At 36.1% G+C, this 26,979-nt stretch carries 25 protein-coding genes and 1 riboswitch; of the genes, 22 read left to right on the plus strand and 3 right to left on the minus strand.

Features of this window, described 5'->3' with window-relative positions:
• Positions 1-24 precede the first annotated feature (24 nt).
• The 8 genes from KW2_RS03635 to KW2_RS03670 all read left to right on the plus strand — a co-directional run bounded on the left by KW2_RS03635 (position 25) and on the right by KW2_RS03670 (position 5,920).
• Positions 25-1,164: a cystathionine gamma-synthase gene (locus KW2_RS03635; RefSeq protein ID WP_021036928.1), complete on the plus strand. Its 1,140-nt coding sequence runs from the start codon at positions 25-27 to the stop codon at positions 1,162-1,164.
• 195 nt (positions 1,165-1,359) lie between these two features.
• Positions 1,360-2,280, plus strand: a complete 921-nt coding sequence (gene cysK / locus KW2_RS03640; RefSeq protein WP_021036929.1) for a cysteine synthase A — start codon at positions 1,360-1,362, stop codon at positions 2,278-2,280.
• 229 nt (positions 2,281-2,509) lie between these two features.
• Positions 2,510-2,749, plus strand: a complete 240-nt coding sequence (locus KW2_RS03645) for a CsbD family protein (protein WP_011675915.1) — start codon at positions 2,510-2,512, stop codon at positions 2,747-2,749.
• Positions 2,750-2,895: 146 nt separating this feature from the next.
• Entirely contained in the window at positions 2,896-3,189 is a 294-nt protein-coding gene (locus tag KW2_RS03650; RefSeq protein WP_021036930.1) for a rhodanese-like domain-containing protein, read from the plus strand.
• Between the two features lie 31 nt (positions 3,190-3,220).
• Positions 3,221-3,529 carry a rhodanese-like domain-containing protein gene (locus tag KW2_RS03655; RefSeq protein ID WP_021036931.1) on the plus strand — a complete coding sequence of 103 codons (309 nt, stop codon included), beginning with the start codon at positions 3,221-3,223 and terminating at the stop codon, positions 3,527-3,529.
• Positions 3,526-5,169, plus strand: a complete 1,644-nt coding sequence (locus KW2_RS03660; protein WP_021036932.1) for an FAD-dependent oxidoreductase — start codon at positions 3,526-3,528, stop codon at positions 5,167-5,169. The genes KW2_RS03655 and KW2_RS03660 overlap by 4 nt, the downstream gene beginning before the upstream one ends.
• A gap of 17 nt (positions 5,170-5,186) precedes the next feature.
• Complete coding sequence (locus tag KW2_RS03665; RefSeq protein WP_011675918.1) at positions 5,187-5,441, plus strand: metal-sensitive transcriptional regulator; 255 nt, start codon at positions 5,187-5,189, stop codon at positions 5,439-5,441.
• A gap of 128 nt (positions 5,442-5,569) precedes the next feature.
• Complete coding sequence (locus KW2_RS03670) at positions 5,570-5,920, plus strand: arsenate reductase family protein (protein ID WP_021036933.1); 351 nt, start codon at positions 5,570-5,572, stop codon at positions 5,918-5,920.
• Positions 5,921-6,082: 162 nt separating this feature from the next.
• Here the strand turns inward: KW2_RS03670 and KW2_RS03675 are convergent, their stop codons facing one another.
• The 3 genes from KW2_RS03675 to KW2_RS03685 all read right to left on the minus strand — a co-directional run bounded on the left by KW2_RS03675 (position 6,083) and on the right by KW2_RS03685 (position 8,427).
• Positions 6,083-6,829, minus strand: coding sequence for a DeoR/GlpR family DNA-binding transcription regulator (locus KW2_RS03675; protein WP_014572904.1), 747 nt, complete (start codon positions 6,827-6,829; stop codon positions 6,083-6,085).
• Positions 6,830-6,922: 93 nt separating this feature from the next.
• A complete protein-coding gene (locus tag KW2_RS03680; RefSeq protein ID WP_021036934.1) occupies positions 6,923-7,480 on the minus strand; it encodes a GNAT family N-acetyltransferase in 558 nt (185 codons plus the stop codon).
• 89 nt (positions 7,481-7,569) lie between these two features.
• Positions 7,570-8,427 carry an exodeoxyribonuclease III gene (locus KW2_RS03685; protein WP_011675922.1) on the minus strand — a complete coding sequence of 286 codons (858 nt, stop codon included), beginning with the start codon at positions 8,425-8,427 and terminating at the stop codon, positions 7,570-7,572.
• A 425-nt stretch (positions 8,428-8,852) separates the two neighbouring features.
• Here KW2_RS03685 and metG point away from each other — a divergent pair, with 425 nt between their 5' ends.
• The 14 genes from metG to KW2_RS03755 all read left to right on the plus strand — a co-directional run bounded on the left by metG (position 8,853) and on the right by KW2_RS03755 (position 26,922).
• Positions 8,853-10,853: a methionine--tRNA ligase gene (gene metG / locus KW2_RS03690; RefSeq protein ID WP_021036935.1), complete on the plus strand. Its 2,001-nt coding sequence runs from the start codon at positions 8,853-8,855 to the stop codon at positions 10,851-10,853.
• Positions 10,854-11,431: 578 nt separating this feature from the next.
• Positions 11,432-11,671, plus strand: coding sequence for a DUF2829 domain-containing protein (locus KW2_RS03695; RefSeq protein WP_021036936.1), 240 nt, complete (start codon positions 11,432-11,434; stop codon positions 11,669-11,671).
• 21 nt (positions 11,672-11,692) lie between these two features.
• Positions 11,693-12,424 (plus strand): 3-oxoacyl-ACP reductase, encoded by a 732-nt coding sequence (locus KW2_RS03700; RefSeq protein WP_021036937.1) that lies wholly within the window; start codon positions 11,693-11,695, stop codon positions 12,422-12,424.
• 303 nt (positions 12,425-12,727) lie between these two features.
• Positions 12,728-12,834: riboswitch (PreQ1 riboswitch) on the plus strand.
• A complete protein-coding gene (locus tag KW2_RS03705) occupies positions 12,832-13,341 on the plus strand; it encodes a QueT transporter family protein (protein ID WP_021036938.1) in 510 nt (169 codons plus the stop codon). Its footprint overlaps the riboswitch before it by 3 nt.
• A 102-nt stretch (positions 13,342-13,443) precedes the next feature.
• Positions 13,444-14,076: an NAD(P)-dependent oxidoreductase gene (locus tag KW2_RS03710; protein WP_021036939.1), complete on the plus strand. Its 633-nt coding sequence runs from the start codon at positions 13,444-13,446 to the stop codon at positions 14,074-14,076.
• Between the two features lie 165 nt (positions 14,077-14,241).
• Positions 14,242-15,264, plus strand: coding sequence for an N-acetyl-gamma-glutamyl-phosphate reductase (gene argC, locus KW2_RS03715; protein WP_021036940.1), 1,023 nt, complete (start codon positions 14,242-14,244; stop codon positions 15,262-15,264).
• An 11-nt stretch (positions 15,265-15,275) separates the two neighbouring features.
• The gene (gene argJ / locus KW2_RS03720) at positions 15,276-16,463 is read left to right on the plus strand and encodes a bifunctional glutamate N-acetyltransferase/amino-acid acetyltransferase ArgJ (protein WP_021036941.1); all 1,188 of its coding nucleotides are present in this window, start codon (positions 15,276-15,278) and stop codon (positions 16,461-16,463) included.
• A 17-nt stretch (positions 16,464-16,480) separates the two neighbouring features.
• Positions 16,481-17,614: an acetylornithine transaminase gene (locus tag KW2_RS03725; RefSeq protein WP_021036942.1), complete on the plus strand. Its 1,134-nt coding sequence runs from the start codon at positions 16,481-16,483 to the stop codon at positions 17,612-17,614.
• The gene (gene argB / locus KW2_RS03730; RefSeq protein ID WP_021036943.1) at positions 17,611-18,462 is read left to right on the plus strand and encodes an acetylglutamate kinase; all 852 of its coding nucleotides are present in this window, start codon (positions 17,611-17,613) and stop codon (positions 18,460-18,462) included. The genes KW2_RS03725 and argB overlap by 4 nt, the downstream gene beginning before the upstream one ends.
• Positions 18,463-18,500: 38 nt before the next feature.
• A complete protein-coding gene (gene argF, locus KW2_RS03735; RefSeq protein ID WP_021036944.1) occupies positions 18,501-19,502 on the plus strand; it encodes an ornithine carbamoyltransferase in 1,002 nt (333 codons plus the stop codon).
• A 106-nt stretch (positions 19,503-19,608) separates the two neighbouring features.
• Positions 19,609-20,133, plus strand: a complete 525-nt coding sequence (locus KW2_RS03740) for a DivIVA domain-containing protein (RefSeq protein ID WP_021036945.1) — start codon at positions 19,609-19,611, stop codon at positions 20,131-20,133.
• 168 nt (positions 20,134-20,301) lie between these two features.
• Positions 20,302-20,997: a ribonuclease III gene (gene rnc / locus KW2_RS03745; RefSeq protein WP_011675938.1), complete on the plus strand. Its 696-nt coding sequence runs from the start codon at positions 20,302-20,304 to the stop codon at positions 20,995-20,997.
• Positions 20,987-24,511: a chromosome segregation protein SMC gene (smc, locus tag KW2_RS03750; protein WP_021036946.1), complete on the plus strand. Its 3,525-nt coding sequence runs from the start codon at positions 20,987-20,989 to the stop codon at positions 24,509-24,511. Before rnc ends, smc begins: the two co-directional genes overlap by 11 nt.
• A gap of 242 nt (positions 24,512-24,753) precedes the next feature.
• Positions 24,754-26,922 (plus strand): LTA synthase family protein, encoded by a 2,169-nt coding sequence (locus tag KW2_RS03755; RefSeq protein WP_021036947.1) that lies wholly within the window; start codon positions 24,754-24,756, stop codon positions 26,920-26,922.
• The last annotated feature ends 57 nt before the right edge of the window (positions 26,923-26,979 follow it).

The following is a 26,979-nucleotide window of genomic DNA, read 5'->3' on the forward strand; positions in this document are numbered from 1 at the left end:
AAAAAATTAGAAAGTAAAGGACTAATGACAAGTTTAAAAACAAAAGTAATTCACGGTGGAATCTCAACAGATAGAACAACAGGAGCTGTTTCTGTTCCAATTTATCAAACATCAACTTATAAACAAAATGGACTTGGACAACCTAAAGAATATGAATATTCACGTTCAGGTAATCCGACACGACATGCTTTGGAAGAATTAATTGCAGATTTAGAGGGTGGGGTTCAAGGTTTTGCTTTTAGTTCAGGCTTGGCTGGAATTCACGCGGTACTATCTTTATTTTCTGCGGGCGATCATATCATCTTAGCTGATGATGTTTACGGCGGAACTTTTCGATTGATGGACAAGGTGCTGACAAAGACAGGAATAATCTATGATTTAGTAGATTTGAGCAATCTTGACGATTTAAAGGCAGCTTTTAAAGCAGAAACCAAAGCAGTCTACTTTGAAACGCCCTCAAATCCCCTCCTAAAAGTCTTGGATATCAAAGAAATTTCAAGGATTGCTAAAGCTCATAATGCTCTAACATTAGTTGATAATACCTTTGCGACGCCTTATTTACAACAACCAATCACTCTAGGAGCGGATATTGTCTTGCATTCTGCAACGAAATATTTAGGAGGACACTCAGATGTAGTGGCTGGTTTGGTAACGACAAATTCAAATGAACTCGCTAGTGAAATTGGCTTTTTACAAAATTCTATTGGAGCGGTTCTTGGTCCACAAGATAGCTGGTTAGTCCAAAGAGGAATCAAAACACTTGCACTCCGGATGGAGGCCCATTCAGCAAATGCTCAAAAAATTGCTGAGTTTTTAGAAGCATCACAAGCTGTTTCAAAAGTCTATTATCCAGGTCTCGTCAATCATGAAGGACATGAGATTGCTAAAAAACAAATGACTGCTTTTGGTGGAATGATTTCATTTGAATTGACTGACGAAAATGCGGTTAAAAATTTTGTTGAAAACTTGCGCTATTTTACACTAGCCGAATCACTCGGAGGAGTCGAATCTTTGATTGAAGTGCCAGCAGTAATGACTCATGCCTCAATTCCTAAAGAACTTCGGGAAGAAATTGGGATAAAAGATGGATTGATTCGCTTATCAGTCGGTGTTGAAGCTCTTGAAGATTTACTGACGGACCTCAAAGAAGCACTCGAAAAATAATAATATATTGACAGAGTTGTAAGCAAAGCTTACAACTCATTTCTCCCCCGCTTCAACAGCTCCCGCTGGTCCTGTTGAACTGACAGAAAAATTAGATAGTAAAAATTGAGAATGATTTACTGACAGAATGGTAAACTTCAAAGTCTGTCATTCTTAAGCAGAGCTGACAAGACTGTCAGTAATTTAGGAATTAATATGGCAAAAATTGTTGAAAACATCACTGAATTAGTTGGCAATAGTCCAATAATAAAATTAAAAAACAGCCCAGAAAACAGTGCTGAAATTTATCTCAAACTGGAATATTTCAATCCTGGAGGCTCAGTTAAAGACCGGATTGCCCTACAAATGATTCGACAAGCAGAACAAGAGGGGCTCTTGAAAAAAGGTGGAACGATTGTAGAGCCTACTTCTGGAAATACAGGGATTGGACTTGCCATGGTTGGAGCAGCTTTGGGTTATAATGTCGTAATTATCATGCCTGATAGTTACTCAAAAGAACGTCGTCAGCTCATTCAAGCTTATGGGGCAAAGTTAATATTAACTCCAGCAGCTGACGGAATTAAGGCTGCCATTGATTTAGGTGAACAGCTAGTCAAAGAAAATGGCTGGTACATGCCAATGCAATTTGAAAATCCAGCCAATTTGAAAGCCCATGAATTGAGCACAGGTCCTGAAATTATTGAAGCCTTTGGTAAAGAAGGACTGGATGTTTTTGTGGCTTGCGCAGGAACTGGTGGGACAATTTCTGGAGTTTCTCATTATCTAAAAAGTAAAAATTCCAAGATAAAAACTTTTGTCGTTGAACCAGCGGAATCTCCGATTTTAACAGGAGGAGAGAGTGGGCCTCATCGAATTCAAGGAATCGGCATTCCTTTTATGTCGCCCAATTTGGATACAAAGTCTTATGACGGCGTGGTGGATGTGACAAGTGATGATGCTTTAGATACCGCACGAAAGATCGGTAAAACAGAAGGTTTTCTAGTCGGAATTTCTTCAGGGGCGGCCATTTGGGCAGCTTATGATTTGGCTAAAAAACTCGGAAAAGGGAAAAAAATACTAGCACTTTGTGCTGATAATGGGGAGCGATATCTTTCAACAGAACTTTATGATTATTAAAACTTGGCATGTTCCAAGTTTTTTTATCATTATGAGCAGTTTTCTGTACTTTTTTTGCTACGGATGTTAGAATGAGAATAGATTAAGAAGAGAATAAAGGAGGGAAATCGTACATTCTATTTTATCAATCAATGATTGATAAATTTAACTGATTTAGTTTTTCTAAAAATTATTATGAAACTTTCATGATAATTTGAGATGAAATCGCAAATTACGAGGAGGATTTAAAATGGCTTTAAATGACAAACTTGATGCAACAAAAGATAAAGTAAGTGGAAAAGTTAAAGAAACCACAGGTAAAGTAACTGGTGATGAAAAACTAGAAGCTAAAGGTAAAACAGAAGGACTTATGGGAAAAGCTAAAGAAGGCTTGGAAAATATCAAAGATAAGGCTTCTGACCTTGCTGAAGATGTTGCAGAAAAATTTAATGATACGGTTGACTCTGTCAAACATAAAAAAGATAACTAATTAATTTCCTATTTTTTATCAACAAAAACCTAAGTGATTGAAAACTTAGGTTTTTTTATTTTATAAATTAGGAAGTGATAAAACTTGACTTATATACCCACGGGGGTATATAATGGTTTTAAATTAACTAAAGAAGAGGCAATGAAGTGCAAACAATTGATGCTGGTCAGTTAAAATTACTGACAGAAAATAAAAAAGCAATAATCATTGATGTTCGAGAAGATTTTGAATATCGAAATGGGCATGTTCCAGAAGCTAAAAATATTCCATTAAGTCAGCTAGAAGAAAAATATCAAGAAATTACTGACGGAAGTTATATTATCTGTCAGTCAGGCGCTCGTTCTGCTAGGGCTTGTCAATATCTTTTGGCAAAAGGCATTGAAACAATCAATATTTCTGGAGGCACTTCAGCTTGGGATGGACAGCTAGATTTTGATTAAAAGCAAGAAGTGACAAAGTTGAGGAGAAAATGTGTTCAAGTTATTTAATATAATAAAAACAATAAGTATCTCTGAATTAACAGAGGAAATAAAAAAAGGAAAACAATTAATTGATGTTCGGGAAGTAGAGGAATTTAAAAGAGGACATATTAGTGGCGCCCGAAATCTTCCATTGAGTCAACTGACCGCTCAATCATTAAATAAGAACAAAAAATACTTACTCATTTGTCAGTCAGGAATGAGGTCAAAAAAAGCTTACAAAATATTGAGCAAAGCTGATTATGATGTGACCAATATATCTGGTGGAATGTTAGCTTGGAGAGGAAAAATCAAAAAATGACAGAGAAAATATTAATTGTTGGTGGTGTTGCTGGCGGAATGTCTGCGGCCACCCGTTTGCGTCGTCTTCAGGAAAAGGCAGAAATTATTGTTTTTGAAAAAGGACCTTATGTTTCATTTGCAAATTGTGGTTTGCCTTATTATGTGGGCGGAGAAATTGAAGAACGAGAAAATTTAATTGTCCAATCGTCTAAAGCATTGCAAAAACGTTTTAACTTAGATGTGCGTGAAAATTCTGAGGTCACTGCAATTGACAGTAAAGAAAAGAAAATTACAGTCCTTTCAAATGGGAAAAGTTATTTTGAAAGCTATGATAAACTCATTCTTTCATCAGGTGCCAAACCATTTGTTCCACAAATTAAAGGATTAGATCTGGCAAACAATGTCTTTACTTTACGAAATATTCCTGACGTGGATAAAATAATGGCTCAGCTGAAAGAGAAAGCTCCTAAAAAGGCGACGATCATTGGTGCTGGTTTCATTGGAATAGAAATGGCCGAAAATCTTTCAAAACGTGGAATAGCGGTCACAATCGTTGAAAAAGCGCCACATGTTTTGCCAACGATTGATCGTGAAATGGCTGCTTATGTCAATGAAGAATTAATCAAAAATAATGTATCAGTAATGACAAATACAGGAGCTGTGGAATTTAAGGACAAGCAAATTTTACTTGATAATGGTGAAAGTCTTTTATCAGATTTAACAATTCTCTCGGTCGGTATTCAACCAGAAACGAGTTTAGCTAAAATGGCTGATATTAAATTAGGACTTAGGAATGCTATTCTAGTTGATGAACATTACGAAACATCGGTTAAAGACATTTATGCGGTAGGTGATGCTATTGTTGTCAAAAATCAATTGGGACATGATGCTTTAATTTCACTGGCCTCTCCAGCCAATCGTCAAGGACGTCAGGTTGCTGATATCATTAGTGGCTTGCCAGTTGAAAATCGAGGTTCGCTCGGGACAGCGATTGTTCGTGTATTTGATTTACAAGTGGCAAGTACAGGGCTTTCAGAGTCGCAACTTCAGTCCTTAAATCTGAAGCATAAAATTGTTCATGTGACGGCAAACAATCATGCTGGATATTATCCAGGAGCGACATCTATTGTTCTGAAACTAATTTTTGAGCCAGAGAGTGGGGAAATTTTTGGAGCGCAGGCGCTTGGTAAAGAAGGAGTTGATAAAAGAATTGATATTTTATCGACAGCAATTAAAGCTAAACTCACTGTGTTTGACTTACCAGAATTAGAATTTACTTATGCTCCACCTTTTGGATCGGCTAAAGACCCTGTGAATATGGCTGGTTATGCTGCAATGAATATTATATTGGGACAGTCAGAAAATATTCAGTGGCATGAGCTTGCAGATGAATTGGCAAAAGGAAAAGTTTTGCTTGATGTAAGAAATCCTGCTGAACTAATTAAAGGTAAATTTAAAAATTCTCAAAATATTCCACTTGATGAGCTCCGTGAACGTCTTAATGAACTGGATAAGAAGATTCAATATATCGTCAGTTGTCAGTCAGGACTTCGTTCTTACAATGCTGAACGGATTTTAAAACAAGAAGGTTATCAAGTTAGAAATTTAGATGGAGCCTTTGGTTTATATAGTAAAGTCACGCATGATTTAATTGAATAAACAAAGGGAAGATGCTGATGAAAAAATATGATAAAAAAATGGAAAATCGATTGAAAAGGGCTAATGGTCAGCTGTCAGGTGTTTTAAACATGATGGATTCAGGTGAGGAGTGTATTGATGTCGTCAGGCAACTGACTGCAGTTCGTTCTAGTTTAGATAGTCTGATTGGTCTAATCGTGGCAGAAAATCTTAAAGAGCTTTTACTGGATAATGAAGTGACTGACAAGGAAGAAAAACTTGAACAAGCCATCAAATTGATTGTGAAAAAATAACGATGGCTGAAACTTAGTCAGCAATAAAAAACCATATTATTTTAATAATATGGTTTTTTTATCAAGAAATTTTTATAAAAATTGACTTTTTATTATGCTATAATAAGACTGGATTTAAGGAGGGAAAAATGTACGATTTTTATTGGTATCCAAAATGTTCTACTTGTAGAAAAGCAAAAGCAAAATTAGATGAACTTGGTATAGACTATCAAGCGATTGATTTGAAGGAAATACCACCTAGTCAGCAAAAATTTGAAAAGTGGTTTAAAGAAGCTGACTTTCCCATTAAAAAATTTTTCAATACAAGTGGCTTAGTTTATCGTGACTTGAATCTTAAAGATAAGCTAGCAACATTATCGGAAAAAGAAATGGCAGAACTTCTTTCATCAAATGGAATGCTTATCAAACGCCCATTACTCGTAAAAAATGATCAAGTTCAGCAGATTGGTTTTAAAGAATCATCTTATGAAAAAATATAAAAAAATGAGTTGGTTAGACTCATTTTTTTATGTAATAATATTTAAATCTTAGGAGATTCTAAAAAAGCTAAACTTTCAAACGAAAGCGAAAATCTTTCTTATGAAGAAAATATATCATATTTTAGAAAATCTGTCAATAAAAAAATGGACATTGTCCATTTTTTATTGAATAGTCGTGACTTTGATATTTTGATTTTCAAGAATTGCTTCGGTTTCTTTACTGATCGCTTTATCAGTAAAGACTTGCGAAATTTCAGGGAATGAAAAACAAGTGACGGTGCCGTTTTGCTTAAATTTAGAAGCATCAGTTAAAATAATGACTTCCTTAGCGGCAGCGGCCATGACATGAATGGCTTCACTACGGGCAAGGTCATTACTTCTAAAACCACGTATGGGGTCAAAACCATCAATGCCGATAAATAATTTGTCAACATAAAATTCATCAACTACCTTTTTTATCAGTGGACCTACATTGACTTGGGAGTTGTTTTGATATTCTCCACCAAGTAAGATGACTTTAACGGAATCGGATTTCCGGATATAATTGGCAATAAAAACAGAGTTAGTAATGATGGTAACATTTTTCCGATTAAAGGCTAACTCTTCAGCGAGTAGAGCACAAGTAGAGCCAGATTCAATCATCACTGTATCCCCATCAAGAATATTTTCAGCAGCTTTAATGGCAATTTTACGCTTTAAGTCATAGTTTTTTGCTAAACGGAAGTTGATATCATCTGTATTATTAATCAAAGCAAAACCGTGTTGGCGATTAATAATTCCTTTTTCTTCAAGTTTATCAAGATCTTTTCGGATTGTTACGTTTGAAACTTCAAGTAATTGTGAAAGTTGAGTGACTTCGATTTTTTTATAATCACTCACAATCCGGATAATTTCGTCAGAACGGGACATTTAGTAGCCTTTCGTCATCTTTTTTATATTTTAAGACTACCACAAAAATCTAAAAAAATAAAATTTTTTATTAGTATTTCTTTCATTCGTAAGTTAATGAAGTAAAGTATATTCGTTTTTGGTAATTGCCCAATAGTCTGTAAGAATAGGCTGCTTAAACTTAGGAAAATAGGAATAAACCTTTCCTAAGTGTTTCATTCCTAGTTTTTCCATGACACGGCCTGATTTTGAATTTTCTGTTAGGTGTTCGGCCTGAATGACCTCAATCCCCAACTCATTGAAACAGAGCTCGAAAAGACATCTGGCTGCTTCTGGCATATATCCCTTGCCCCAGCTATTTTGATTTAAAATCCAACCAAATTCAACAATTTTTTCTTTGATAATATTAAGAAAAATTTCCCCAATGAGTTGTCCTGAAGTTTTTTCAACAATTCCCCAATGATTGAGACCATCAGGCAGAAAAAAATTGGCAATTGTGGATTTGGTTGTCTCTACCGAGTCATGCGGTTCAAAGCTAGTATAACGAACAACTTCTGGATTAGAAGCATAGTTAAACATTTCTGTGGCATCCTCAAGTTGTAATTTTCTAAGAATCAAGCGCTCAGTTTCTAAGGTCTGATGCTCTGCTAATATTAAATTTATATCAACCATAATAATTTTTCTCCTTGACTATTTTCACTCAATTATAGCCTCTATTTGTTTTATTGACAATAAAAAAGAACCTTTAAGGTTCTTTTATTTTAGAGTTCAAATTCTAAGAGAATTGGGACGTGATCTAGACGTTCGCCAGAATCAAGGGGTTCAGAAACTTTAATTGCATCTGCAAGACGATTGGAAACTAACCAGTAATCAATTCTCCAACCTGAATTATTTAGTTTTGAGGTTTTTGCACGTTGGGCAAACCAAGTATAAATACTGCGTCCTTCTTCATAAAACTTCTCAACAGGACCATGAAGTTTACGGAATGTATCAGTAAATCCAGCCTCTAAAAGTTGACCAAATTTTTCACGTTCTTGGTCGGTAAATCCAGCTGAGTTGTGATTGCCACGGGGATTGGCTAAGTCGATTTCTGTATAGGCTGCATTGAAATCTCCACAAACAAAGACAGGTTTTTGAGCATCAAGGCTTGTGAGATAGTTACGGTAGTTATCATCCCAAATTCCACGTAAATCAAGTCGCGTCAGACCTTCTTGAGCATTTGGTGTATAAACCGTAGTGACAAAGAAGTCAGGAAATTCAAGGGTGATGATTCGACCTTCGGCATCCATAGGTTCAGGAGCATCAATTTCAGGAAAAGTGATGACTGGTTCTGGTAGAGTTTCTTTATAAAGAATCATTGTTCCAGAATATCCTTTACGAGCGGGTTCTACTGATGAACGCCAGACGATTTTATAACCTTTAAACAGATCTTCCAAAACTTCTAGATGAGCTTTTTTAGGTCCAGTAGAAGGAAGTTTGGTTTCTTGAATGGCTAAAACGTCTGGTTGTGCTTGGGCAAGATTTTTAACAACGGCAAGAGAAAGTGCAGCACGTTCTGAGGTTCCAGTCAATGCAGCATTGAGTGAGTCAATATTCCATGAGATAAATTTATAGTTCATAATCGTTCCTTTATTTTTTAAAAGAATTTCCAAAGAGCTGTGACTTAAAGGAATTCTTAACTTTTCTATGATAATTATAACATAGCCGGTAACATGAAACACGTTTTATGTTACCGGCTTTTCGTCTAATTACGACCTGATAAAAATACAAGCTTATCTGTAAGCGCTGAAGCGCCAACAGCGTAGCGCCTAAGCGCGTAGATGATGACTTACGAATATCCTAGTAGTTTCATCAGAGGTAGTAGTAAGACTCTAGTCAATCCCCATAGGGATTGACGTCCGCCCATTCCTGCTTTAGCGGGTTATGGGCTGTGAGTATTATAACAAACTTAATCAGACAATGCGATTTTAGAGGTTTTTTGGTATAATATTTAGATGAGAATCTTCTCAAATATCGAGCCTCATTTGCTCGGAAAGAGGAAAATATGACAGAAAACAAAACTTTTTACATTACAACCCCAATTTATTATCCCTCGGGTAAGTTGCACCTGGGTAACACTTATACGACGATTGCTTGTGACGTGCTTGCCCGTTACAAACGGTTGAGCGGTTTTGATACTTTTTATTTAACAGGGCTTGATGAACATGGAATGAAAATTCAACGTAAAGCCGAAGAGTTGGGAATGACTCCTAAAGAATACTTAGACCCAATGGCGGCTGATGTACAATCCCTTTGGGAAAAATTAGATATTTCTTATGATAAATTCATCCGTACAACGGACGATTACCATGAAGAAGCGGTAGCAAAGGCTTTTGAGCAGTTATTGGCCCAAGATGATATTTATTTGGGTAAATATGCGGGTTGGTATTCTGTTTCTGATGAAGAATTTTTCACTGAAACACAACTTGAAGAAATTTTCCGAGATGAAGCTGGGAATATTACTGGTGGGATTGCACCTTCTGGTCATGAAGTGGAATGGGTCGAAGAAGAAACTTATTTCTTCCGCATGGGAAAATATGCCGATTGGCTTTTACAATATTATGATGAACATCCAGATTTTATTCAACCTGAGGTTCGTAAAAATGAAATGATTAACAATTTCATCAAACCAGGTTTGGAAGATTTGGCTCTGACACGGACAAGTTTTACTTGGGGAATTCCTGTCCCTTCTAATCCCAAACATGTGGTTTATGTATGGTTTGATGCTTTGTTGAACTATATCACGGCGCTTGGTTATAATTCTGACGATGATAGTAATTTTAAAAAATACTGGCCTGGAATTAATATGGTTGGTAAAGAAATTGTTCGTTTCCATACGATTTATTGGCCAATTATGCTTCATGCTCTTGGTTTACCTGCCCCTAAAAAGGTTTTCGGTCATGGTTGGCTCTTGATGAAAGACGGAAAAATGTCTAAATCAAAAGGAAATGTTGTTTATCCTGAGATGTTGATTGAACGTTATGGCCTTGATGCGGTTCGTTATTATTTGATGCGTGCGATTTCTTTTGGACAAGATGGAATTTTCACTCCAGAAGATTTTGTTGGACGTATTAATTTTGATTTGGCTAATGATTTGGGAAATTTGTTGAATCGTACTGTTTCAATGATTAACAAATATAATGACGGAAAAATCGAAGCAACTGGAGTTTCGACTGAATTTGATGTAAGTTTAGAAGAAGTGGTTGATGAAACAATCGGTCATTTCCATAAAGCAATGGATAAATTTGAATTCAACGTGGCTTTGGCTGATATTTGGACATTGATATCAAGAACAAATAAATATATTGATGAAACAGCGCCTTGGGTCCTTGCGAAATCAGAAGACGACAAAGCAAAATTGAATAATGTTTTGTATCATTTGGCAGAAAATTTACGGATTGCAGGTAGTCTTTTACAACCATTTATGCGTGCAACTTCAGGTAAAATCTTCGAGCAATTGGGAATGGATGAAGAATCATTTTCACTTGAAAATCTAGCTTTTGGTTATTCATTTACTCATCCTGTAGTAGCAAAAGGCGAACCTATTTTCCCACGTCTTGATGTGGAAGAAGAGGTTGCTTATATTAAATTACAAATGTCTGGTGGCTCAGCGGACTCCGCTGAGGTGGCAGATGAATGGGTGCCTGAAGAAGTTGAATTGAATTTAACTTTACCACAAATTAAATTTGATGATTTTGAAAAAATTGAACTAAAAGTTGCCGAAGTGCTTGAAGTGGAACGTGTGGAAGGCTCTGATAAATTATTGAAATTTAAGCTTGATGCCGGTGATTCTGAACCACGTCAAATCTTGTCAGGAATTGCACAATTCTATCCAAATGAACAAGAATTAGTAGGTAAAAAATTACAAATTGTAGCCAACTTGAAACCACGTAAAATGATGAAAAAATACGTTTCACAAGGGATGATTTTATCGGCTGAATTTGGGGATCAATTGCGTGTCTTGACCGTTGATGCTGATGTTCCTGCTGGTTCATTGATTGGATAATAAATATAATTGCTGACAGTTCTGCCAGTATTATATAATCTTTGCTACAAGAAATTGTTGGAATGAAGCGTATAGAAAAAAGCCGTGAAAATTTGTTATTTTTCACGGCTTTTTACGTATAGTAGATTAGGAGGGAAATCTCTTAGTGTTCACTTGGTTTCATGTATCCTGACAAACTCTAGATGCAGGAGGTGCCTATGAAGTCAAGGTGTTTCTTGGTTATGGAGAGGATTTTATGCTGATGGTACTTGAGATGATTGTCGAAGTTTTGAACTTCGCAATTAACCTAGTCAGACTTTGGCTTGAAATAAAAAAACTAATCGCAATTAGCGATTAGTCCCACCATAACCAAGTTTTAACACGAGGTCTGTTAGCGCAGACCGTTTTTTTTTGCGTGTTCCACTTTGTTGAAATTACTATAACAAAAAATTTTAAGGGAGACAAATAGACTATAATTTTTGAGGGCTGTTTATTAGTTCTATCCATCGGATAATTAAAACTGGTTTTCATTTATTTAAAATCTCTCGAACTTTGCTATAATGAATTTAGTTTATTTTTAAACAATATGGAGGAAAAAAATGACTTTTGAAGAAGCATTAGCTTTACTTAAAGCTGGAAAAAAAGTAGTTAGAACTAAAGGTTGGGCGGGTAGTGAAAATTATGTCAAACTTTATGATTCGATTGTTTTAGAATCTGGTGAAAAGTTAGAAGTGACCCCTTATTTCTTGATTAATGTCTCAGGAGAGGGTGAAGGTTTTTCAATGTGGGCACCAACGCCTTGCGACGTTTTGGCTGATGATTGGGCCTTGGTTGAATAGATAGAATAGATAGGCTACAAAATGAAATTTTCTGGAAAAAAAGTGCTAATTACAGGTGCTGCCAGTGGTATTGGCTTGGCTCAAACAAAAGCATTTTTGGCCGAAGGCGCACAAGTTGTTGCTGTTGACTTACAAGAATTTACTGACGAATCTGTCAGTAAATCAAATAACCTGTCAGTAAAAATGATTGATGTTTCCAATGCTCAAGCAGTTGAAAAATTGTCTAACGAAGTGGAAACGATTGATGTTTTACTCAATACAGCGGGCGTTTTGGATGCTTATAAAACCTTGGAAGAAACCGATTTTGCAGAATGGCAACGTATTTTGTCAACGAATCTCAATTCGATGTATTTGATGATTTCGGCTTTCTTACCTAAAATGAAAAGGCAAAAATCAGGAGTCATTATCAATATGGCTTCGGTTGCCGGATTAGTGGCAGGTGGAGGCGGTGTCGCTTATACGGCCAGTAAGCATGCTATTGTTGGACTGACAAAACAATTGGCTTTAGATGAGGCGCAACATGGGATTCAAATAGCAGCCATCGCTCCGGGGGCAATCAATACTCCGATGAATGCGGCTGATTTTACTGAAAATAACGGTCAGATGGCTCAGTGGGTAGCAGATGAGACACCAGCTAAAAGATGGGCCAGCCCTGATGAAGTGGCTAATCTGACTCTCTTTTTAGCCAGTCCACAGGCTTCTTATATGTCGGGAGCAATTGTTCCAATTGATGGAGGTTGGACAATTAAATAAAAGATATTGAAAGACTTATCAGCATGTTGGTAAGTCTTTTATTTATTGTAGGAAAGTCTGTATTAATTACAAAAGTACTGACAGACTCATTGATTTTACTGACGAGTTGCTCAATTGGTTGTTTTCTGTGAAAAAAATTCTGTCAGTAATTTTTGAGATTCTTTTTGGCACATCTACTTGATGGTCTGTCTTGAGAGAGTTTTTATTGATTACAAAAAATTAACAGCTGTCAGCGAAACTAACCTCTCTCTCTATTTACTGATGAAAGAAAATCTTTGTCACTCCTTTTCATTTGTTCAAAAATCTGTTAAAATAAAAACGTTGCTCAATTGCGAGTCAACCCTTGAGCCTTCTTCCCTTTGCTCAAGCATATTAAACGCGACATTTTGTCGCCAAAGGAGAGTATTTTGAAAAAGTCTAGAACTTATGATATTGTTACGATTGCGATTGTTGCCGCTCTTTATGTTATTCTAACGATGACGCCGGGTCTGAGCGCGATTTCTTATGGGCCAATCCAATTTCGGGTGTCGGAAATGTTAAATTTCACAGCATTCTTCAATAAAAAATATATTATTGCAGTTACGATTGGCTGTATGATTTCAAACTTTTTGTCTTTCACTTGGGTCGATGTGATTGTTGGTGGTTTATCAACTTTAATTTTCTTAAGTCTTGGTCTTTTCTTATTTGAACGCTTTAAAGGACAGTATTTTTGGAATGGTCAGTTAAATAAAGCCTTTCTGTTTTTTGCAATTTTCTTTTCAATTAGTATGTTTACCATTGCTCTGGAGCTAAAATTTGTCGCTGGAGCCCCATTTTTTGTGACATGGTTGACACTTGGTCTGGGTGAATTTGCCAGTCTATTGGTTGGGGCGTTTGTGATGGATAAACTTGGGAAAAGAGTGGATTTAAGCCGATAAATATAGTAAAGCAGCACTTGCTGCTTTTTTTGAACCATTTTTAGAAGCCAAAATTACTTAATTTGTTATAATAAAAATAAATAAAGGATTGGAGAGTTTGTAATGAAAAAAATAGCTGTGATTGCTGCTACTGGTAAAGCTGGAAGTTTAATTGCCCAAAAAGCTCTTAGTCATGGTCATGAAGTGACTGCCATTGTCAGAAATAAAGAGCGATTAAAAAATCAAGTGACTGCTGTTCTTGAAAAAGATATCTTTGCATTGACTGCAGAAGATTTATCTGGATTTGATGCCATCGTTTTGGCTCATCGTGCACCAGCAGGTCAAGAAGAAGATTACTCAAAAGTAGCAGAGAAAATGATAAAAATTCTTGACGGTTCAGAAAGTCGTTTAATCATCGTGGGAGGAGCAAGTTCACTTTATCTTGATGAGAACCGCGATCAACGCCTACTAGATGTGACACCAACGGATTTACCATATTATCCAACACTTTTGGAGATGGCTAAAGCAAGCTTGATTTATGAAAGTTCAAAACTCAATTTCACATTCTTTTCCCCAGCAGAATTTTTTGACCCAGAAGGTTTAGAAACAAATGATTATACAATCACCGGAGATGTTTTGGGACACAATAAAGCCGGAAAAAGCCGAATTTCATATGCTGACTATGCCGAAGCGGTCGTAAAAATGATTGAAGACGGAAAATATCAACATGAACATATTGGAATTTACGAAAATTAAAATGGATTAAAATACATAAATAATGATGAATTTAATCTAAAAAAGTAGAATAGCAATGTTCTACTTTTTTTATTTTTTGAAAAAGTGTATAAAAATACAATAAATTCTTGACAAATAAAAATCAGAGTAGTATAGTGTATAAAAATACATAAAAAGGGTATAGATATGAAAAAAATCGCAATTGTTGGGATTACAGGCTATAGTGGACTAGAACTTCTTAGAATTTTTTATGGTCATCCAGAAGTAGAAGTGGTAAAAGTCTGTGCAACAAGCCATTATGGAGAAAAATTGTCAGAGCTTTTTCCACAGTTAGAAAACTTGACTGACTTGACTGTCAGTGAATTTAATGACGAAGAAATTATGGCAGAATGTGATGCCGTCTTTTTTGCAACCTCATCTGGAGTGAGTCAAAACTTGGCTTTAGCTTTTATAGATGCAGATTTTCCTGTCATTGATTTATCAGGAGATTTTCGCTTAAAAAAAGTTGAAACATACGAAAAATGGTATAAAAATACAAATATAAAAAATGAATATTTATTAAAATCAGAATATCATCTGGCGGATATTGGAAAAGCAAGTGGGAACTATATCGCTAATCCCGGCTGTTATGCGACTGCAACTCTACTTGCGCTCTATCCATCAGTGAAAAATGAAATGATTGATTTAAATTCGATTATTGTTGATGCTAAATCGGGTTTGTCAGGAGCTGGAAAGACACTTTCTGAGTCAAGTCATTTTGTCAATGTAGCGGATAATATGTCCATGTATAAAGTCAATGCTCATCAGCATATTCCGGAAATTGCTCAACAATTAAAAATTTGGAATCCGAATTTTCAAGCCCTGCAATTTTCAACTTCTTTAATTCCTGTCAGCAGAGGAATTTTTGTCAGTACTTATGCAAAAGTAGTCAGTAATTTCGACATTGAGCAGATAAGAAGAGCTTATGTTCAGGCTTTTCTTGACAAACCTTTTGTTAGAATACGACGACAAATGCCGCAGCTCTCAGATGTGATTGGGACAAACTTTTGTGATATTGGTTTGGCCTACAATCCAGTGACCAATGTTTTAAGCATTGTATCAGTGATTGATAATCTCATGAAAGGCGCTGCGGGACAGGCGGTACAAAATTTTAATCAGTTATTTGGCTATGATGAAAGTTTAGGTTTAAACTTTATGCCAAGACGATAGAAGAGGAAAAAATGAAGAAAATAATGGGAACAATTGCCAGTCCGAAAGGTTTTGTTGCGGACGCAGTTCATGCACAATTAAAATATAAAAATTTGGATTTAGGGATGATTTTGAGTGACGTTCCGGCTGCGATTGCGGGCGTTTTTACTACAAACAAAGTTGCTGCGGCACCTGTTTTAATCGACCGTGCCATTGTCAAAAATGGTCAAGCACAAGCAATTATTTGTAATTCAGCAGTGGCTAATGCGGTAACGGGAGAGCAAGGGTTTCAAAACGCTTTAAAAACGCAAAAAGTATTTGCTCAAAAATTTAAAATCAAAGCCGATGAAGTGGCAGTTTGTTCAACAGGTGTGATTGGCCTTCAACTTCCGATGGAAAAAATGGTCAATGGAATTTCTAAATTATCACAAAATGGCAAGCCCGAATATTTTGCCAAAGCCATCTTAACGACTGATACTAAATGTAAAACCATTAATTTTGAAAGTGAAATTGGTGGAAAAATGGTCAATATGGCTGGCGTTTGCAAAGGGTCTGGCATGATTCATCCAAACATGGCAACCATGCTTGCCTTTATCACAACTGACGTCAAAATTTCGCAAAGCTTACTTCAAAAAATGCTGTCAGAAATCATTGAAAAAACCTTCAATCAAATCACGGTAGATGGAGATACATCGACCAATGATACGGTTTTGGTCATGGCAAATGGTCAAGCCAAAAATCAAGAAATTCTGGCTGACAGTCAAGACTATCAACTTTTTAAAGAAATGCTGACAGAGGTTTGTCAGCATTTGGCTAAGGAAATTGCAGCTGACGGAGAAGGTGCAACAAAGTTGATTGAAGTGACAGTCAAAGGAGCACCAGATGATTTATCAGCTAGAATGATTGCCAAAAAAATTGTCGGATCAAGCCTGGTCAAAACGGCTATCTTTGGAGCTGACCCCAATTGGGGCAGAATTATCTCATCTATCGGGCAAGTGGCAACTTTTGAAGTTAATGATATTGAGTTGAAAATTCAAAATGAACTTGTCCTTTATCATTCGACGCCAGTCACTTTTGACAATGCTTTTCTTTCTGAAAAATTAAAAGAAGACAAGATTAAGATTGTGGCAGATTTAAATAGTGGAAATGGCAATGGCCAGGCTTGGGGCTGTGACTTGACTTACAAGTATGTCGAAATTAATGCTTTATATACCAGTTGAAAAAATGAGGAAAAATAATGACGGATTTATTTGAAAATTACGGACGCTTACCATTTAGCTTGACCAAAGGTCAGGGCGTTTATCTTTATGATGACAAAGGCAATAAATATCTGGATTTTACTAGCGGCATTGGAGTGATGAATCTAGGTTACACTTTTGAAAAGGGCAAGAATGCTGTTAAAGTCCAACTTGACAGTCTGCCTCATCTTTCAAATCTTTATCAAAATCCTCTGCAAGAAGAAGTGGCAGCAAAGTTAAGTCAAAATCACAAGTACAAAGCTTTCTTTTGCAACTCTGGAACAGAGGCCAATGAGGCTGCCTTAAAATTAACACGATTGATTAAAGCAGGTCACAAAATCTTAGCATTTACTGATGGTTTTCACGGTCGAACTTTTGGAGCCATGAGTGCCACCATGCAAGAGAAAATTCAAGCTGGATTTGCACCATTGCTCCCAGATTTTGTAGCAACTCCTTATAATGATGTGGCTGCCCTTCAACAGGTGGTTGAAAATGAGAAAATCGGCGCTATTATCTTTGAAATTATTCAAGGAGAAGGGGGTGTTTTGCCAATTCGAGCAGATTTTGTTCAAGCATTGAAAAGTTGTCAGCAAAAAGGAATTTTATTGATTGTTGACGAGGTTCAAACAGGAATCGGGCGAACAGGAAAACTTTTTTCTTTTGAACATTTTGGCTTTGAACCGGATATTTTTACAGTTGCAAAAGCCTTGGCAAATGGTCTTCCAACTGGAGCAATGTTGGCTAAAAATAACTATGCTCATTATTTTTCAGCTGGAAAACATGGCTCAACTTTTGGTGGAAATCCCTTGGCTATGGCCTGCGCCAATCAAGTTTTGACAGCAATGGACAATGATTTTTTAGAAAATATTACTGACAAAGGAAATTTTTTCCTAAATTTACTGACAGAAAAGTTGTCAGTAAAATCAACAGTAAAAAGCATTCGTGGATTAGGCCTGATGATTGGCATTCAACTTGCTGACGAGAAAAAAGTGCCCGAAGTTCTTGCTTTAGTACGCGAAAATGGCTTGCTTGCCTTGTCAGCTGGACACGATGTCATTCGTTTATTGCCGCCGCTTGTCATGACCAAAGAAGAATTGCAAAAAGGAGCAGAATTATTGGAGAAACTTTTATGACAGATTCACAAATCACTGCACAGACTTTAACTGAAAGCCTCAAATATTTTCTGAAATATCGTGACCAAACTGTCGTCATCAAATACGGCGGCAATGCCATGATTGATGAAAAAGTGAAAGAAAGTATTCTAAAAGATATTTTATTACTTAAAACAGTTGGAATTAAAGTTGTTTTGGTTCATGGCGGAGGACCTGCTATTGGAGAATTACTTGAAAAATATGAACAAAAAAGTCAATTTGTTCAAGGATTGCGCGTGACAGATAAAAAAACGGCTCAATTAGCGTTGACAGCTTTAGCTGGAAAAGTAAATAAAAGTTTGGTTCAAGATATCATTCGCTTGGGAGGTAATGCGATTGGTGTTTCAGGAATTGATGGTAAATTAATAGAAGCCAAACCTATTTCTGAAGATTTAGGCTATGTTGGAGAAATTACGGCGATTCATCCGGAAATCATTGAGCGCATCAATCAAACAGATGCTGTTCCGGTCATTGCGTCAGCCGCTATTGGTCTTGATGGCGAAATTTATAATGTCAACGCTGATACCGCAGCCAGTCGAATCGCTGGAGCGCTTTGTGCCGAGCAATTTATTTTATTAAGTGATGTACGCGGTTTATATGGTAATTTTCCTGACGAAGGTTCATTTATTGATGAAATTAACCTGACCAATCTGGAAAAGTTAGTTAAAGAGAAAAAAATTACTGACGGCATGATTCCAAAGATAGAAGCCATTAAATACGCCATGCAAGAAGGTTTGGGACAGGCCGTATTACTCGACGGACGAGTGCCACATGCTTTATTGCTAGAATTATTTACTGACAGAGGTCAAGGGACTTTGATTAATCACTGACAGATTTACTGACGATATAAGCAAACAAAGGAGAGAGAATGTTTCAAGGAAGAAGTTTTTTAAAAGAAATAGATTTTAGTAAAGATGAGTTGCTTTATTTGATTGACTTTGCCATTCATCTAAAAAAATTAAAAAAAGAACATATTCAACATAAATATTTATTAGATAAAAATATTGCTCTTATTTTTGAGAAAACCTCGACAAGAACAAGAGCCGCATTCACGACAGCTGCCATTGATTTGGGGGCGCACCCTGAATTTTTAGGACCAAATGATATTCAGCTTGGGAAAAAAGAATCCATTTCGGATACGGCAAAGGTTTTGGGAACCATGTTTGACGGCATTGAATTTCGCGGCTTTAAACAAAGTGATGTAGAAATCTTGGCGAAAGACTCGCAAGTGCCAGTCTGGAATGGTCTGACTGATGATTGGCACCCCACGCAAATGTTAGCTGATTTTATGACAATTAAAGAGCATTTTGGTTATTTAAAAGGTTTGACTCTTGCTTATGTTGGCGATGGTCGCAACAATGTGGCCCATTCGTTGCTGGTGACAGGGGTAATTTTGGGGGTCAATGTAACAATTATCTCGCCAGAAAGTTTGCAACCTGCTCATGAAATTCGAAAACTTGCTCGTAATTATGCGCTAAGAACACACAGCAAAATCGGCATTCGTTCGGATTTAAATGGTCTTGAAAATGCCGATATCGTTTATACAGATGTCTGGGTCAGCATGGGTGAAGAAAGCCAAACAGCCGAGCGAATCAAGTTACTAAAATCCTACCAAATCAATCAAAAAGTGGTGGATAAGATTATAAATAAAAACTTTATTTTCATGCATTGTTTGCCAAGTTTCCATGATTTGAATACGGAAGTCATGAAAGAAATCAAAGAAAATTATAATCTTAATGAATTAGAAGTCACCGATGAAGTTTTTAATTCTAAAAATTCAGTCGTTTTTGAGCAAGCCGAAAATCGGATGCACACGATAAAAGCAGTGATGGCAGCTACTTTAGGGGATTTATTTATTCCTAAAGTGTAAATCAGAATTAATTTTATTTTTCATGAAATCAATTTATTATAAGAAAAATGATATAATTTTGGATAATAGAGTCTGAAAGAGTAGATTTTATGGAGGAAGAAATTTTATGAATGATAAAGATGATAGATTTGACAAGGAGCTGGCGGAGTTAAAAAATCCATCATTGAAAAAATTTAAAACTGCGAGTTTATTTTGGAATTCGCGTGAGCTTGGAATTGGATATAATCGAGCAGAAGTAGATGAATACTTATTATTCATCTCGCAAAAACCCTCTTTATCAGATGAACTCACAAAAAAGAAGTTTAAATCAGAGTTTCATGGATATATAAAAATGGATGTAAAGTTCTTTTTGAAAGAAGTTGCTACCTATCGTTATGCAGAAACACATCAAGAGGAGAATAGGATTAAACAAAAAGAAAAACTGGCATCAATTGATTTGAATAATCCAAATTTTCGCTCATTAATCTACGGTTATAAGAAAGCAGAAGTAGATGAATTTTTACAATTAATGACAAGTTTAGATAGAAAAGAAATATTGGGGAAAAATTTCCATAGTCAAATTGGAGGCTATTCTAAAGATGATGTGGATTGGTATCTGGATAAGGTCATTCAATCTAAGCCAGAAAAATAAAATTTGCAAATTTAAACATTAGATAAAATTTACTTTATCTAATGTTTTTTATTCTTAAGCCATTAAAAAGTGCCATTCCACAAGGAAAGTCATACAAAAAAAGTTTTTTTTGGTATAATAAGGGATAAAACTATAAATGAATAGAAGTTTTAAGTGAAGGAGATTTTTATGCTCAAGCTTCAAGAAAAATTAAAAAATGATTATGGATTAGTCTTCAATGATGAAGACTTGTTAAAAACAGCTTTTACACATTCTTCATTTACGAATGAAGAACGGCTCCCAAAGATTGCAAACAATGAACGTTTGGAATTTTTGGGAGACGTCGCCTTATCTTTGGTGATTTCAGATTACCTTTACCGAACTTATCCGGAAAAACTTGAGGGGGAGCTTTCGAAAATGCGTTCAAGTATTGTTCGGACAGAGTCGTTGGCTAACTTTTCACGTTCTTGTGGATTTGGGGAGTTCTTACGATTAGGTCATGGGGAAGAAAAAATGGGTGGCCGTGACCGAGAGACAACACTAGAAAACCTTTTTGAAGCGTTTTTGGGTGCCCTTTTTATTGATCAAGGGATGGATGAAGTTCGTAAGTTTATTCAACATGTCGTGATTCCCCATGTTAAAAATGATGATTATGTTAAAGTGATTGACTATAAAACAGAATTACAAGAAGTTCTACAAGTCGGTGGTGAAACCACAATTACCTATAACATCTTGAAAGAAGAAGGACCTGCCCATGACCGCTCATTTGTTGCGGCGGTTTATAACAATGGCAAAGAATTGGGTCGTGGTCTAGGAAAATCCAAAAAAGTGGCAGAACAAAAAGCTGCAGAAAATGCAATAAAAGGGCAAAACCATGTATCTTAAAAAAATGGAAATTGTCGGCTTTAAATCCTTTGCCGATAAGACTAAAGTTGAATTCGATAAAGGGATAACCGCGGTTGTTGGTCCCAATGGTTCTGGAAAATCAAATATTGTTGAAGCTTTACGTTGGGTTTTAGGCGAACAGTCTGCTAAGGCGCTTCGTGGCGGGAAAATGCCTGATGTTATTTTTGCTGGAACAGAGAAAAGAAAAGCACTAAATTATGCTGAGGTCATTGCCCATTTTGATAATTCTGACCATTATTTACAAGGGCAAGATGAGCAAGAAGAGGTTGTGATAACAAGACGTTTATATCGCAATGGAGACTCGGAGTTCTTGATGAATGGTCGAAAATGTCGCTTACGCGATATTCATGACTTATTTACAGATACTGGTTTAGGACGTGATTCTTTATCAATTATTTCTCAAGGTCGAATTGAATCGGTTTTTAATTCAAAACCAGAAGAAAGACGGGCTATTTTTGAAGAAGCGGCAGGTGTTTTAAAATACAAAAATCGCCGAAATGAAACGGAATCTAAATTAAATTCAACACAGGACAATCTTGATCGTTTAGAAGATATTATTTTTGAGTTGAATAGTCAGCTGGTTCCCTTACAATCGCAACGTGATGTGGCACTTCGTTTTCAAGAGTTAGAAGCCGTGCGTTCTGACTTATCCCTAGCGGTTTTAGTTGGACAATTGGAAACTAAAAAAGCTCGATATGACCAAACTGAACTTGATTTGACAGAAGTGGTCACTGAATTAAAGCAATTGTCAGCTCGTAAAAAAGAATATGATGAACAAGTCGGTCAGTTGCGCAGAGAGCGTCAAAAGGTCGAAGCTGAACAAGAAAAATTGCAAACGGACCAGCTTAATTTTTCAAATTTAAAATCAGATCTAACAAGAAAAATCGAACTCTTTGATGTTCAAAAAGATTCATCAGAGAAATCAGCTGCTGAACGTGAAGAACGACTTGAAAATTTAAAAAGCCGTTTGTTGACAGTAGAACAAGATTTGTCAGAGGTTCAGGAAAAATCAGAAATTTTACTGATAGAAAAAAATGAATTAGATAAATTACTGACGGATTTGTCAGCGGATTTAGCGACCCTTTCTGAATCACCAGAAGTAATCATGGAGCGTTTGCGTGATGAATTTGTCCAATTGGTTGAAAAAGAAGCTCAAATCTCTAATGAAATTGTAAGAAATAAGGCAGAAATAGCTGATTTGAGTCGTCGCCAATCCGAGCAGGATGAATCTGTCAGAGAAAACTTGACTAAATTTGAAAAAATAAGTAAAGATTTATCTGAAACACAAGAAAAATTGACAACTGTACAAGCCGAAATCAGCCAGTTGTTAGCAGAATTTGAAAAGCAAAATCAAGCAGAGAAAAAACAAGCAGAATTAGAGCGTTTAGCACAAAATGAAATGTATGATTATCTGCAAGAACTCAATCAACATAAAGCTCGTTTGGCCTCTTTACAAAATATTCGTGACAGCCATAGTAATCTTTTTGCTGGAGTTCGCGCGGTCATGCAAAATGCATCTGAAATTGGCGGATTGATTGGGGTGGTCTCTGATTTATTGACCTTTGACCCTAAATATACAACGGCCATTGATATTGCTTTAGGTGGTGGGAGTCAAAATGTCGTCACAGAAGATGAAAATGCGGCAAAGCGGGCGATTGCCTTCTTACGTGAAAAACGTTTAGGACGAGCAACATTTCTTCCTCTGACGACTATTAAAGGTCGAGAATTTAATGGACTAAACCGTATTCAGAATATGACAGGATTTGTTGATTTGGCTATCAATCTTGTCCATTTTGAAGAGCGGTTGCACAAGGCAATGAGCTCACTTTTGGGAACAACAGTGATTGTGGATACGGCAGAAAATGCCACTGCTATTGCGCGTATGATGAATTATACGGTGCGGATTGTCACGCTTGATGGTACACAAATAAATCCCGGCGGTTCTTATGCGGGAGGAGCTGGAAAACGCAATTCTACGACCTTTACTTCTGTTGAAATTGCTAATTTAGAAAAACAAATCGTTTCATCGGAACAAAAATTAAAAAAAGCAGAACAAGCAGTTCAGAAGGCCCAAAAAACACGTCAAGACTTATTAAAAGAAGTTGAAATTTTGAAAAGTCAAGGCGAAGAAAAACGTTTTGTTGAGCAATCTTTAAATCTAAAAATCGAACAATTAGTAGAACAAAAGAGTGCTTTAGAACAGCTGACAGATCTGTCAGCCACTCAAGAATCAACAAGTAATCTGCTTGAGCTGACTCGACAAAATGAAAATAAATCAGAGCTTCTTACAAAAATTACCCAACGAAAAGGGGAAATTGAAAAGCAACTTGAAGAAGTTAAAACAAATAGTCAGACTCACAAAAACTTACTGTCAGAAAAAACAAAGGCTTTGAATCATGCCCAACTTCGACAATCAGAAGTTGCCAGTGAATTGAAGTTCATCAAAGCTGATGAAAAACGTTTATTGGCTGACTTGTCAGCATTATCAGAAGAAAAAAATCAGCTGACAGCACTTTTAAATCCTGTCCAATTCGACGAAACAGAGAGAAATAATTTCTCAAAACAACTGACAGAAGTCGAAGAACGATTGAGTCAGATTAATGTCCGAATGGTCAGTCTAAAATTCGAGCGTGAGGACTTAGCTGCTCAAATGGAAGATTTAGAACAGCATAATCAAGACTTTATTCAACAAACGCAGGAACTTAATACGAAAAAAACGCGTTACGAAATGCAATTGGAGCAAATTGAAGGTCAATTAATGACTCTTCAAGAAACTTTAAATAGTGAACACCAAATGAGTTTTGAAGAAGCGCAAGCTACAGTTGAAAAATTGGAAGATTTAGCAGCAGCAGAGCAAAAACTTAAAGAGTTAGAGCGTCAAATTAAGGCATTAGGTCCGATTAATTTAGATGCTATCGTTCAATATGATGAAGTGAATGAACGCTTTAGTTTCCTCTCAAGTCAAAAAGATGATTTGTTAGAAGCTAAAAATCTGCTATTGAATACAATTGATGATATGAATGATGAAGTTAAAATTCGTTTCAAAACAAGCTTTGATGCCATTCGTGAGAGTTTCAAAACGACCTTCGCCCAAATGTTTGCAGGGGGAATGGCAGATTTGGAATTAACAAGTGATAATCTTCTTGAAGCTGGCGTTGAAATCAAGGTTCAGCCTCCTGGTAAAAAATTATCTAGTTTGAATTTGATGAGTGGTGGCGAAAAAGCACTGACAGCTTTAGCCTTGATTTTTGCGATATTAAGAGTACGTACAGTACCTTTTGTGGTTCTTGATGAAGTTGAAGCTGCGCTTGACGAAGCTAATGTTAAACGTTTTGGTGATTATATGAATCACTTTGACAATAGTAATCAATTTATCGTTGTAACACATCGTCGAGGAACAATGGCAGCAGCTGGTTCGATGTATGGGGTTACAATGGCTGACGCTGGGGTTTCTAAGATGATTTCAGTTAAGCTTGATTCAGCAGTAAATTGAAATTTAAGATAGTTTTAATTTATAAATGCTACACTATAGATTGATTTTTGAAGGACTGCCTAATTTATGGTTTGGTATATGATTTGCCTAAAAACAAGGAAAGTCGTATAATTTAAGCAATAAAAACATGAATTTAAAAAATTTCATTAATTTCAAAGTTGATGAAATCTGGCGTTTTTCGTATTTATTAATAAGTTAATTATTAATGAATTGACTGCAGTTTTTCTTTATATTAAGGAAGAATGAGTATATTTTCTGGGGATAATAAATTGAAAAAATTACTATCTGCTTTCAACACACGTGTTGGTTTGCTTAGTTTTATTGTATTTTTTGTATGGGTTAAATCGATGATTGCCTACTTCGGAGTTTTTAATCTTCGGGGAGTTGGTCCAGCAGAATTAGTGCTGATGATTATTAATCCGATTGGCTTTACAGCGATTTGCTTTGCTGTATTACTCTTTATTAGAAGGACGTCGCTATTTTATCTAGCAACGTTAGTCTTGACCATTGCAGCAAATTTCTTGCTCTACCTCAATATTCTCTATTATCGAGAATTTACCGATTTTATCACGATTGATACGATGACGGGTGGAGCTGGAATGTTCCAGCATGGTTTTGACTTTGGTTCAGTTCCTGTTCATTTGATGGACTGGGTTTATTGGATTGACCTTGTCGTGATTATCGTGTTATTGATTGCTAAAAAAATCAAATTTGACCAACGTCCAGTTGGTGCCAAAAGAGCATTTACCTATCTTTCAATGGGCTTGGCTTTATTTGGTTTGAACTTTTGGTTCGGCGATTTTAATAAGCATCAGTTAATTTTGCGCAAAGCTCAATCAGATAAAACATATATTGTACGTTATCTTGGCTTAGGCCCATGGATGCTAACTGACAGTTACTATACTCATTTGGCAAATACGCAACGTAAAGATGCTAGCAAAGAAAGTTTGCAAGAAATTCAAAAATATATTGCTTCAAATCGTTATTTGGCGCCAAATATGAAAATGTATGGGATTGCTAAAAACCGTAATGTCATTGAAATTCACTTAGAATCTTTCCAACAAGCTTTGATTGATTTGAAAATCAAAGGGACAGACGGTAAAGAGCATGTTGTGACTCCATTCTTAAATTCAATCTATCATTCAAATTCTACTTATTCATTTAGTAATTTCTTTAATCAGGTTGGACAAGGAAAAACATCTGATGCCGAAAACTTATTGGAAACTTCAACATTTGGTTTGCCTGCTGGCTCACTTTTTGCAAAATATGGTTCAACACAAACATTCCAAGCAATGCCAGCAATTTTGAATCAAACCGATGGCTATAGCTCGGCCGTAGTTCACGGAAATGTTGGTGCTTTCTATAATCGATTGAATACATATAAACAAATGGGCTATCAAAATTTCTTTGACCAAAGTTTCTTTGATAATTCCGCATCAAACATGAGTCCTTGGGGAATCAAAGATAAATTACTCTTCCGTGATTCAGTACCACTGCTTGAACAAATGCAACAGCCATTTTATGTTAAATATTTAACAGTTACCAACCATTTAACTTATACAATGGACGATGAAGATAAAGATCCAAACTTCGCAACTGTTGATTCAGGAAACAAGTTAGTTGACGGTTACTTTGAAACAGCTCATTATTTGGACCAAGCGGTTCAACAGTTCTATGATTATTTGAAAAAATCAGGTCTTTACGATAAATCAATCATTGTATTATATGGTGACCACTACGGAATTTCTGGTAGTGATAATAAGGCTTTTGCTCCTTATGTTGGTTATAACGGAGATACGCTTAATAGTTATGACACTACGATGTTACAACGAACACCATTTATGGTAGATATTCCTGGACAAACCAGTGGCCATATCATCAATACCTATGTTGGTCAACTTGATGTCATGCCAACGCTAGAACATTTACTTGGAATTGATACGAAGAAATATGTTCAATTTGGTCAAGATATGTTTGCTTCTGGCCGACAAGACTTTGTGGCTCTGCGAAATGGTGGATTTGTTACGCCAACAATTACGCAGCCAAGTTTGAATGGAAGTTTTTATGACACCCAAACAGGCTTGCAGATTGAGAAACTTAATGCTCAACAAGAACAATATGTCAAAGAAACCAAGCAAAAAGTTTCTGATCTCTTGAAAGCATCTGATAAATTAAATAATCAAAATCTCCTCAGATTCTACACGCCGGAAGGCTTCAAAGCTGTTGACCCTAAAGATTACAACTACACGGTCAAAGCAACTGAGAAGAAACTGAAGAAGGAAAACGAAGACTTAGCAGCTAGATCAAATAGCTTGCTGAGCCAAAATCAAGGAAAATCAACTTTACCAGATTATTCAGTTGATATTCCAGAAGTCCAAAAAGGGCAAGATTCACCAAAAGTGAAAGATTAATAAAAATTAAATAAATAAATTGCTGACGGAAATCTTTAGAATGACCTATTCAACTTT

Source organism: Lactococcus cremoris subsp. cremoris KW2, from assembly GCF_000468955.1.
GTDB lineage: Bacteria > Bacillota > Bacilli > Lactobacillales > Streptococcaceae > Lactococcus > Lactococcus cremoris.

Excerpts from the sequence above, each read along its gene's own strand:
- KW2_RS03710 (WP_021036939.1), top strand. The coding sequence starts at position 13,444 with ATGAAAAAAATAGCTGTGATTGCTGCTACTGGTAAAGCTGGAAGTTTA.
- metG (WP_021036935.1), top strand. The coding sequence starts at position 8,853 with ATGACAGAAAACAAAACTTTTTACATTACAACCCCAATTTATTATCCC.
- KW2_RS03700 (WP_021036937.1), top strand. The coding sequence starts at position 11,693 with ATGAAATTTTCTGGAAAAAAAGTGCTAATTACAGGTGCTGCCAGTGGT.
- KW2_RS03665 (WP_011675918.1), top strand. The coding sequence starts at position 5,187 with ATGAAAAAATATGATAAAAAAATGGAAAATCGATTGAAAAGGGCTAAT.
- KW2_RS03685 (WP_011675922.1), bottom strand. The coding sequence starts at position 8,427 with ATGAACTATAAATTTATCTCATGGAATATTGACTCACTCAATGCTGCA.
- argJ (WP_021036941.1), top strand. The coding sequence starts at position 15,276 with ATGAAGAAAATAATGGGAACAATTGCCAGTCCGAAAGGTTTTGTTGCG.
- KW2_RS03725 (WP_021036942.1), top strand. The coding sequence starts at position 16,481 with ATGACGGATTTATTTGAAAATTACGGACGCTTACCATTTAGCTTGACC.
- KW2_RS03645 (WP_011675915.1), top strand. The coding sequence starts at position 2,510 with ATGGCTTTAAATGACAAACTTGATGCAACAAAAGATAAAGTAAGTGGA.
- KW2_RS03755 (WP_021036947.1), top strand. The coding sequence starts at position 24,754 with ATGAGTATATTTTCTGGGGATAATAAATTGAAAAAATTACTATCTGCT.
- KW2_RS03680 (WP_021036934.1), bottom strand. The coding sequence starts at position 7,480 with ATGGTTGATATAAATTTAATATTAGCAGAGCATCAGACCTTAGAAACT.
- KW2_RS03660 (WP_021036932.1), top strand. The coding sequence starts at position 3,526 with ATGACAGAGAAAATATTAATTGTTGGTGGTGTTGCTGGCGGAATGTCT.
- KW2_RS03695 (WP_021036936.1), top strand. The coding sequence starts at position 11,432 with ATGACTTTTGAAGAAGCATTAGCTTTACTTAAAGCTGGAAAAAAAGTA.
- cysK (WP_021036929.1), top strand. The coding sequence starts at position 1,360 with ATGGCAAAAATTGTTGAAAACATCACTGAATTAGTTGGCAATAGTCCA.
- rnc (WP_011675938.1), top strand. The coding sequence starts at position 20,302 with ATGCTCAAGCTTCAAGAAAAATTAAAAAATGATTATGGATTAGTCTTC.
- KW2_RS03670 (WP_021036933.1), top strand. The coding sequence starts at position 5,570 with ATGTACGATTTTTATTGGTATCCAAAATGTTCTACTTGTAGAAAAGCA.
- argC (WP_021036940.1), top strand. The coding sequence starts at position 14,242 with ATGAAAAAAATCGCAATTGTTGGGATTACAGGCTATAGTGGACTAGAA.
- KW2_RS03675 (WP_014572904.1), bottom strand. The coding sequence starts at position 6,829 with ATGTCCCGTTCTGACGAAATTATCCGGATTGTGAGTGATTATAAAAAA.
- smc (WP_021036946.1), top strand. The coding sequence starts at position 20,987 with ATGTATCTTAAAAAAATGGAAATTGTCGGCTTTAAATCCTTTGCCGAT.
- KW2_RS03635 (WP_021036928.1), top strand. The coding sequence starts at position 25 with ATGACAAGTTTAAAAACAAAAGTAATTCACGGTGGAATCTCAACAGAT.
- argB (WP_021036943.1), top strand. The coding sequence starts at position 17,611 with ATGACAGATTCACAAATCACTGCACAGACTTTAACTGAAAGCCTCAAA.
- argF (WP_021036944.1), top strand. The coding sequence starts at position 18,501 with ATGTTTCAAGGAAGAAGTTTTTTAAAAGAAATAGATTTTAGTAAAGAT.
- KW2_RS03740 (WP_021036945.1), top strand. The coding sequence starts at position 19,609 with ATGAATGATAAAGATGATAGATTTGACAAGGAGCTGGCGGAGTTAAAA.